This window comes from Methylomonas lenta (assembly GCF_001644015.1).
Classification (GTDB): Bacteria; Pseudomonadota; Gammaproteobacteria; order Methylococcales; family Methylomonadaceae; genus Methylomonas; species Methylomonas lenta.
Map to the genome: position 1 here is coordinate 42,484 of NZ_LUUI01000143.1, position 9,360 is coordinate 51,843.

Annotated in this window: 10 protein-coding genes; 6 read left to right on the forward strand and 4 right to left on the reverse strand. The window is 46.6% G+C overall.

What is annotated here, in order from left to right:
* Positions 1 to 4 precede the first annotated feature (4 nt).
* From A1359_RS17315 to hemB, 4 genes are all read right to left on the reverse strand, one after another.
* The gene (locus A1359_RS17315) at positions 5 to 1,288 is read right to left on the reverse strand and encodes an HDOD domain-containing protein (RefSeq protein WP_066986096.1); all 1,284 of its coding nucleotides are present in this window, start codon (positions 1,286 to 1,288) and stop codon (positions 5 to 7) included.
* An 80-nt stretch (positions 1,289 to 1,368) separates the two neighbouring features.
* Positions 1,369 to 2,211, reverse strand: coding sequence for a shikimate dehydrogenase (gene aroE / locus A1359_RS17320; protein ID WP_066986099.1), 843 nt, complete (start codon positions 2,209 to 2,211; stop codon positions 1,369 to 1,371).
* On the reverse strand, positions 2,204 to 2,758 hold the full coding sequence (locus A1359_RS17325) for a hypothetical protein (protein WP_066986101.1): 555 nt from the start codon (positions 2,756 to 2,758) through the stop codon (positions 2,204 to 2,206). Before A1359_RS17325 ends, aroE begins: the two co-directional genes overlap by 8 nt.
* 25 nt (positions 2,759 to 2,783) lie before the next feature.
* Complete coding sequence (gene hemB, locus A1359_RS17330) at positions 2,784 to 3,797, reverse strand: porphobilinogen synthase (protein ID WP_066986103.1); 1,014 nt, start codon at positions 3,795 to 3,797, stop codon at positions 2,784 to 2,786.
* A gap of 148 nt (positions 3,798 to 3,945) precedes the next feature.
* Between hemB and A1359_RS17335 the strand changes: the two genes are divergently transcribed.
* The 6 genes from A1359_RS17335 to tkt form a co-directional block, all read left to right on the forward strand.
* Positions 3,946 to 4,581, forward strand: coding sequence for an MlaC/ttg2D family ABC transporter substrate-binding protein (locus A1359_RS17335; RefSeq protein ID WP_066986105.1), 636 nt, complete (start codon positions 3,946 to 3,948; stop codon positions 4,579 to 4,581).
* 135 nt (positions 4,582 to 4,716) lie between these two features.
* On the forward strand, positions 4,717 to 5,688 hold the full coding sequence (cmoB, locus tag A1359_RS17340; RefSeq protein ID WP_066986107.1) for a tRNA 5-methoxyuridine(34)/uridine 5-oxyacetic acid(34) synthase CmoB: 972 nt from the start codon (positions 4,717 to 4,719) through the stop codon (positions 5,686 to 5,688).
* Positions 5,689 to 5,798: 110 nt separating this feature from the next.
* Entirely contained in the window at positions 5,799 to 6,128 is a 330-nt protein-coding gene (locus tag A1359_RS17345) for a ComEA family DNA-binding protein (protein ID WP_066986109.1), read from the forward strand.
* A gap of 266 nt (positions 6,129 to 6,394) precedes the next feature.
* A complete protein-coding gene (hxlA, locus tag A1359_RS17350; protein WP_066986111.1) occupies positions 6,395 to 7,042 on the forward strand; it encodes a 3-hexulose-6-phosphate synthase in 648 nt (215 codons plus the stop codon).
* Positions 7,043 to 7,045: 3 nt separating this feature from the next.
* The gene (gene hxlB, locus A1359_RS17355) at positions 7,046 to 7,579 is read left to right on the forward strand and encodes a 6-phospho-3-hexuloisomerase (RefSeq protein ID WP_066986114.1); all 534 of its coding nucleotides are present in this window, start codon (positions 7,046 to 7,048) and stop codon (positions 7,577 to 7,579) included.
* Between the two features lie 187 nt (positions 7,580 to 7,766).
* Positions 7,767 to 9,360 (forward strand): transketolase (gene tkt / locus A1359_RS17360; RefSeq protein WP_066986117.1); only part of this gene is annotated, 1,594 nt, incomplete at its 3' end.

The window sequence follows — 9,360 nt, forward strand, 5'->3', positions numbered from 1 at the left end:
GGGCTTATCGGCTAAATATGGCTAAGGCTTCATTAATTTGGTTTTTAGCATCATGAAGTATAGCCAGGGTATTTTCGGGTGATAGAGCCATGCCTTTGAGCTTGCTGGCAGCTGGTATGGCGGTGATGGCGGGTAGTTCGGTGTTGTTTTTTTGTCCAATTAAGCTATGTAAGCGCGATAACACCACGATATCGGTTAATGAAAGCTGTTTACTGCCATTTTCGTACCAATTTGAGGAGTTTAAAGCTACATCGACGAATTCGTCTGCAAATTGCCATTCTTTGAGTACGGTGGCGCCAATTCTGCCAATAACTATGGGTAGCGCTTGATTGATTTCAGCTTCATTGATAAATTCATCGGGCAAGTTGGCGACGAAGCTAAGAAAGGGAATGACACCAATGTCGCAAACTAATCCAGCTAATAATGCATCTTCCGGGTTTGCTTGTTGACAGGAAGTCGCTAATACATGGCATAGCGCTGACATATATAGGCTATTTTTCCATAGTTTTTCCAGTCGCACTTTTATGTGCGGTGACTTAGTTTTAAAAATTTGTTTAAGGCTGATGGCTACCACCAGATTGCGGGTGGCGTTTAGGCCTATGCGGTTGACAGCGTCCAGACAGTTTGTGGCTGGGTTGACAGTTAAATACAATGGGCAATTGGCAACTTCAATCAGCTTGGCAGAGATGGCAGGATCTAATTGAATGATTTTGACAGCATCTTTAATATCGACGTCTTTTTGAATGGCATGTCGCAGTTTGATAGCTACTTCAGGTAGAGAAGGAATTTCCATCTCATGGTTTTGGAAATGATCGGCAAATAAGGCTAACAACTGATTGCTTTTTAACGCATCTGGAATTTCCAACGATTTATGTTGAAAGCGATTGCGGGTGGACATTATTTTCAACGAGACGCGCAAGATGCTAAGTGCCGTTTGGGCGACGGCTGTAGTGGTATGTTTATCTCCGCTGCAAATTGGGAATTTGGCTTGGTCGCTGCCGGATTCAATGATATAGCCACGGCCGTTTTGATCGGTGAGTTTAATGTTGCCTGAAATCAGGTAAATAGCGCAGTCGGCTGGGGTATCTGCTGTGAATAATGTGGTACCGGCATTGATCAGTTCGACATGATTTTCGGAGGCGAAGCTTTGCCGAATCTCTTCGCTGAGGTTTCTAATCGGGAAAAGTTGTTCAAGCTTTTCCAGCGAAATTTTATCGCCAAATTGCGGTTCGGTTGATGTTGATGTTGACGATTGTAGTTTTTCAAAGAAAGCTTTTATTGAGGCCATATTTTTCCTGCGCCAAGTCGCATTGAATCTTGATACTAGTATGGGTGATTTTCTCTGCTACCGGTACCTCAGATCAATAATTATGCGGATGAAGGCGGTAAATGACGTTCACTATTAAGCAACGCAATGACCGGAGAGGTTGCTGGTTGAATGCCGCGCCAAAGTTTAAAGGCCGCTGCGGCCTGTTCTACCAACATGCCTAAACCGTCCAGGCTAAAGCGAGCGTGCTGTGAAATGCCCCAGCGGACAAAGGCCGTAGGTTCATTAGCATAGGCTAGGTCATAGCAGCAGGCGTCAGCGCTCAAGAGGTTAGCTGGCAACGGTGGTAATTGGTTGCTGAGACTGGCCGAGGTGGCATTAATAATCAAATCAAATTGCATCTGAGCCAAATTTGCGAAGTCGCTACTTCGCAGGTTGCCGAGTTGGGCAAATTCTGTGGCTAGCGTGTCTGCCTTACTGCGTGTGCGATTAGCAATCACGATTTGACTGGGTTGCTGTGCGAGTATCGGCGCCAGAATGCCGCGTGTAGCACCACCAGCGCCGAGGATTAAAATACGTTGGTTTGACAGTGTAATAGCGTGATTGAGGGTTAAGTCGTTGACTAGGCCTATGCCATCGGTGTTGTCACCCAAAATGCGCCCGTCAGGTTGGCGAGCCAGCGTATTTACCGCTTTACTCAGTCGGGCACGATCGCTGAGATGGTCAGCGTAACTCCAAGCGAGTTCTTTTAAGGGAACTGTGCAATTGAGGCCATTGCCTCCATGGCTAAAAAAGTTATCTGCGCTTGTTTTGAAGTTTTTGCTGGGCACGTCTTGTGCTGTATAGGTTAGATCTTGTCGAGTTTGTTCGGCAAATAGCCGATGAATGCGTGGCGACTTGCTGTGGTTGATGGGGTGGCCAAAAACGGCGTAGCTATCAATCATTGTTGAGGGCATTTTGTTTGCGGATCCAGTAAGTCCAGAAAAAAGTACCACCAACAATCAGCACGCCAAGGCCGCTGCAGGCCCAAATATAATGTTCGATGTAGGCAACAATGATGGAACAGGAGGCCAGAAAAAATCCGAGCAATCTAAATTGCCAGCCTATGCGGTAGCCGTCAAGCATGGTAGATAAGGCCAGAATTAACAAAATGACCAAGCTGGCGCCAGTATCTGTCAGTTGTCCAGATTTGTTCAGTAAAAATGCGGCGCCAACAATAATAAGCGTATGTAACCAATGCATGGCTTGGGCTTTGACGATTTCGCTAAAGTCTTGCTCGCCATTTTTGGCTTGCAGCCAGGAAACGAAAATCGATAAAGCGCCGAATACGAATACCATGAGCAACCAATAGCCATAGCCATCGTGTGGTGAGTAATCGGTAACGGCAATACCTAATAAAGACAGTATCACCAATAAAATGAACACTATCTCTTCAAGGCCGAAATGGCGTTTGCCGGCTAAAAGTTCGTCGATTGGGGTGTTTTCTTGCATGCGAGGATTTCCTTGGTTAGATTTATTATTGTTTTAACCACTGTGCTGCAGATTTGGCAAAATAAGTCAGTATGGCGTCACTGCCTGCGCGTTTGAATGCCAGCAGTGATTCCATGACCACTTGCTTTTCATCCAGCCAGCCATTTTGCGCGGCGGCTTTCAACATGGCATATTCACCGCTGACTTGATAAGCAAAAGTCGGTACCCCAAACTCATCTTTGGCGCGGCGGATGATGTCTAAATACGGCATGCCGGGCTTGACCATGATCATGTCGGCGCCTTCCTGTAAATCCAGCGCAATTTCACGCATAGCCTCATCGGAGTTAGCCGGATCCATTTGATAGCTGTACTTGTTGCCAGTGCCGAGATTGCCCGCCGACCCTACCGCGTCACGAAAGGGGCCATAAAAGCTGGATGCATATTTAGCTGAGTAGGCCAGAATGCGCGTATTAATGTGGCGGTTGTTTTCTAAAGTGTGGCGGATGGCGCCAATTCTGCCATCCATCATGTCTGATGGCGCAACGATGTCCGCGCCTGCTTCTGCATGCGACAGAGCTTGTTTGCACAACACGGCAACTGTTTCATCATTGATGACATAACCTTGTGCGTTCAGCAAGCCATCCTGTCCGTGGGAGGTAAATGGGTCAAGAGCTATATCTGTGATTACACCCAGTTCCGGAAATGATTGCTTTAGGGCTCTAACTGCACGTTGCGCCAGGCCTTCAGGGTTAAACGCTTCGCCAGCGTCCAGAGACTTCTGTGCTGGGTTTATTATAGGGAATAAGGCAATCGCCGGGATACCAAGATTGAGTAGCTGATCGGCTTCTTGTAATAGCAGGTCTATAGATAGGCGGCATACGCCCGGCATGGATGATATTTTTTGCTTTTGATTATGGCCTTCAATGACAAACATGGGGCAAATCAAGTCATCGACGCTTAAATGATTTTCACGCATTAATCGGCGGGAAAAAGCTTGATAGCGCATTCGGCGTAGGCGAGTAGAGGGGAAAAAGTCTTTAGGGAGGGACATGTTTTCCATAGTAAAATGATGGGGTAAGTAGTTAGCCTGGTAAGGTTGGTCAATTTCATCGGATTGACGAAATTAATGAATATTATTGTAACAGTGTATCAGTGGTTGGACGGTTGAATTAATCATTGATACCTCATTTTAAGTGGTAACAAAAATCATGAATCGTTATATAAAAGTTTTAGTAGTTTTGACTTTTGGTATTTTTATGAGTGCGCTGTCTGCAAATGTCAATGCTGCAGATCTACTCGCACCTGAAAAAGTAATTGAAGATGCATCAGAACAATTAAAGCAGAGAATGCAGGATCCTAGTTTTACCAAGGATTTTCGTAAGATTACGGAGTTTGTTCAAACAGTGTTGTACCCGCGGGCTGATTTCGATCTAATTTCTTCGTTGGTGCTGGGTAAGCTTTGGAAGCAGGCGTCGCCGGCTGAAAAAGATGCGTTTACAAAAGAATTTCAGACTTTATTGGTCAGAACTTATTCCAGGGCTTTTGTTGAGTTTAAAGATTGGTCGGTTAGATTTTTACCGATTAATGCAGAGGATGATCAGCGAAAAGTAATGGTCAAAACCGAAGTTCTGCAGCCTGGTTTGCAGCCAATCAGTGTGAATTACCGTATGCTGAATAGGGGCGGAGAGTGGAAGGTTTACGACATCCTGATCGAGGGCGTGAGTTTGGTGACTAATTACCGGACCAGCTTTAAAAATGAAGTGGAGCGAACAGGATCTTTGCAAGAAGTCATCAATCAATTGGCTAAACGGAACACCGAAGCCTTGTCCGCAAATCAGTCCTAAACATGTATCTGTTCCCCGGCTTCGTTGTCGGGGAGTCTTGGGTGTAGTAATTTTTTACTTGACCTCATTCAGGCCGCCGATCAGGTGAAGTGGCGGTAATTTTTATTCTGTTTCGCATCAACGGATTGCTTTGAAGTGATAGATTATACGCCTCTATATCGAGCCCTAGAAGATGCTGGTGCTACTAGCTGGGTTGAGCAGTTGCCTGGGCAAATTCAAGCCGTATTGAATCAGCAGTCGCATGGCGATTGGGATAGGTGGCAAAGCGTGGTTGACAAATTGCCGAGCGTGATCCCAAGTAGTAATGAATTAATTGATTCGGTGCGGATTGGCAGTGCTGGAGATTTATCTACTGAGTTGCAGCAGAAGTTGTTTGATGAATTGCAAGCGCTGCATCCTTGGCGTAAAGGACCTTATCAAGTATTTGGTATTGATATCGATACCGAGTGGCGATCGGATTGGAAATGGGAACGTTTGAAAAATCATATTACTTCGTTGAAAAATCGCTTGGTGCTGGATGTCGGTTGTGGAAATGGTTATCACGGCTGGCGTATGTTGGGGGCCGGGGCAAGAATGGTTCTGGGTGTTGATCCTACCTTGTTGAGTATCATGCAGTTTCAGGCTTTGCATAAGCTTTATGGCGAGGCCGCTTTATATGTGTTGCCGCTAGGTATAGAGGACTTGCCGGCAGATTTGAAGTTGTTTGATACGGTATTTTCTATGGGGGTTTTGTATCATCGGCGTTCGCCTATCGATCATTTGCTGGAGTTGAAAGGATTTTTGCGGTCTGGGGGGGAGTTGGTGCTTGAGACTATTGTGGTAGACGGTGGCGTAGATACCGTATTACTGCCTGAACAACGTTATGCTCAAATGCGGAACGTTTGGTTTTTGCCCAGTTGTGACGCTCTAATAGTATGGATGCAGCGTTGTGGCTTTAAAAATATTAAGCTGCGAGATGTCAGTAAAACAACGATCGAAGAACAGCGCAGCACGGCATGGATGCGGTTTAATTCGTTGCAGGATTTTTTGCATCCAGAAGACGATAGTTTGACGTGTGAAGGGTTGCCGGCACCGTTACGGGCCATTGTGACAGCAAATATAGATTGAAAACTTGAAATCAATTTTTTATGGGCTATGCTAGCAGTCAGCATCAGGCGATTAAGTGAGGGGGTTAGTGCAGGATGCTGAACATGTAAACTAAATTCAAGGAGTAAGAAATGATAAAAATATTTATTTTTTTAAGTTTACTGTCAGCGAGTGTTTTTGCTGATCCAGTCAATATTAACACAGAAGATGCGGAAACAATTTCCAATGCTTTGACGGGTGTCGGGCCCAAAAAAGCGGATGCAATTGTTCAGTACCGTAAAGAGCACGGCTTGTTTAAATCATTGGAAGAGTTGGAGAATGTCCCTGGTATAGGTGAAAAAATCATCAAAGCTAATGAGAAAGATATCTTGATTACCGGTGAGTCGGCAGTTAAAAGTGATACGGCTGAAAAAGATGTCGCAAAGTCCAAACAAGAAAAAATTGAAAAGAAAGCAGATTAATAGGTATTAAGTCGATAGGGTGGTGTCATGGATGTTTATCACCCTATCCTTTGAAAGCTTCATTGCAAAAGCCGGATGTTGAAGCGGCTGAAAAGTTCAAAAAATGAAGTTTAACACCCAATAAGATATGTTGCAGGCATTGACATATATCCTATTTCTATCTTACAGTTGCCAACGCATCACGAGTATGTGATAAGCCTAGCAGATTGTGGCAGTAGGCAAATCAGCTATTACAACTATAAATTAAAACTTTCGGAGCACTTCACATGGCAAGACCCTTAATTCAAATGGCGTTGGACTCACTGGATTTCGACCAAACCGTAGCATTGGCCGATCAAGTAGCGCCTTATGTTGATATTTTTGAAATCGGTACCCCTTGCATCAAATACAACGGTATCAATCTGGTTAAAGAGTTGAGACAACGTTTTCCAGATAAATTGTTGTTGGTTGACCTGAAAACTATGGATGCTGGCGAATACGAAGCTGGTGCATTCTACGCAGCTGGTGCGGATATCTGCACCGTATTGGGTGTATCTGGCCTGGCTACTATTGCTGGTGTTATCAAAGCAGCCAAAAAATATGGCGCTGAAACTCAAATCGATTTGATCAATGTTGATGACAAATCTTATTGTGCAAGAGAATCGGTTAAATTGGGTGCGCAAATCATGGGTATCCACACTGGTTTGGATGCACAAGCAGCAGGTCATACCCCTTTTGGTGATTTGAATGAAATCGCTGGTTTAGGCTTAGGCGTTCGCATTTCTGTAGCTGGCGGCATCAAGCCTGCTACTGTGCAACAAGTTGTTGAAGCCGGTGCAAACATCATCGTTGTTGGTGCGGCTATTTATGGTGCGCCATCTCCAGCAGAAGCGGCCAGTGAAATTCGTGAATTGGTAGACGCAGCGGCGGTATAAGTTATGCATCAGCAATTAATTATCGATAAAATTTCAGGTATTCTAGAAGCAACACCTGATGGAAATGATAAGGCGCTGGTCGACATGTTGGATCAGGCCAAAAGAATTTTCATATCGGGTGCGGGGCGTTCTAAACTGGTCGGTAACTTTTTCGCTATGCGTTTAATGCACGGCGGATACGATGTCAGTGTTGTAGGTGAAATTGTTACGCCGAGTATTAAAAATGGTGATTTATTGATCATCATTTCAGGTTCGGGTGAGACAGAGCAATTGGTTGCATTCACTAAGAAAGCTAAAGAAATCGGCGCAAAAATTTTATTGATTTCTGCGCAAAGTGACTCAACCATTGGTGACTTGGCTGATATTACTCTGCAAATTGGTAGATCCGAACAATATGGTAAAGTCAAAGGCATGCCCATGGGTACAGTTTTTGAATTATCTACATTGTTTTTCTTGGAAGCGACCATTTCTCATGTAATTCATGAAAAAGGGATCGAAGAAGAAATTATGAGATCCAGACACGCTAACTTAGAGTAATAGCTAAAGACCTGTGGCCTTAAAGGGCTACAGGTCTTTTATACTTTAGGTGTCAAGGCGTTACCGATTCCAGCAGTCTAAAATACAGGGTGTTGTGTTGGTTGTCCTTGCAATTCACCGAGCCTCAGCCTAGCGATGTTTGAAGAAGCAAACGTCGAACCTAAAAACAAATTATAAGGAGACAAACATGCCTTCGCGCCGAGACTTAGCGAACGCCATCCGCGCACTCAGCATGGACGCCGTACAAAAAGCCAACTCAGGACATCCTGGAGCCCCGATGGGGATGGCTGACATTGCAGAAGTATTGTGGAACGATTTTCTGCAACACAACCCTGCCAATCCAAAATGGCCTAACCGCGACCGCTTCGTGTTGTCCAACGGTCATGGCTCCATGTTGATTTATTCCTTGTTGCACCTGGCGGGCTACAATTTGCCGATTGAGCAATTGCAACAGTTCCGTCAACTGCACTCACAAACCCCCGGTCACCCTGAATACGGCTACACCGACGGTGTTGAAACCACCACAGGCCCGCTGGGACAAGGCATCACCAATGCCGTGGGCTTTGCGTTGGCAGAACGTACGCTGGCCGGCCAATTCAACCGTCCAGGCCACGATATCGTCGACCACCACACCTACGCATTTCTGGGTGACGGCTGTTTGATGGAAGGTATCTCCCACGAAGCCTGCTCACTGGCCGGCTCCATGGGCCTGGGTAAACTGATCGCCTTCTACGACGACAACAACATCTCCATCGACGGCGAAGTGCGCGGTCACGGCAATGTTCACGGCTGGTTCCTGGACAACACCCCACAACGTTTCGAAGCTTACGGCTGGCACGTGATTCCTAAAGTCGACGGTCACGACGCCGACGCGATTAAAAAAGCCATCGAAGCCGCGAAAAAAGTCACCGACAAGCCGACCATCATCTGCTGCCAAACCGTCATCGGTTTTGGCTCGCCTAACAAACAAGGCAAAGAAGAATGTCACGGTGCTGCATTAGGTGAAGCTGAAATTGCCCTGACTCGCGAACAACTGGGCTGGCCGCATGCGCCGTTCGAAATTCCCGCCGACATCAAAGCCGGTTGGGATGCTCATGCCAAAGGCGCTGAACTGGAAGCCGGTTGGAATGCCAAATTCGCCGCTTACAAAGCTGCGCATCCTGAACTGGCGGCTGAATTCGAACGTCGCATGGCCGGTGAACTGCCAGCAGACTGGGCTGAAAAATCCAATGCCTACATCGCTGCGGTAGACGCCAAAGGCGAAACCATCGCCAGCCGCAAAGCCTCACAAAACACCCTGAACGGTTTCGGTCCCTTACTGCCTGAACTGCTGGGCGGCTCTGCCGACTTGGCCGGCTCCAACCTGACCCTATGGTCCGGTTGCAAAGACGTCAATGTCGACGGACACGACGGCAACTACGTCTACTACGGCGTGCGTGAATTCGGCATGTCTGCCATCATGAACGGCATCATGCTGCACGGCGGCTTCAAGCCTTACGGCGCCACCTTCCTGATGTTCAGCGAATATGCCCGTAACGCTCTGCGTATGGCCGCGCTAATGAAAGCACCGACCATCTTCGTTTACACCCACGACTCCATCGGTCTGGGCGAAGACGGCCCGACCCATCAACCGGTCGAGCAAACCGCTACGCTACGCATGATACCCAACATGCAAGTCTGGCGTCCGTGCGACGCAGTTGAATCGGCCGTATGCTGGAAAGCCGCGATCGAACGCAACGATGGTCCAAGCACGTTGATCTTTTCCCGTCAAAACCTGGCGC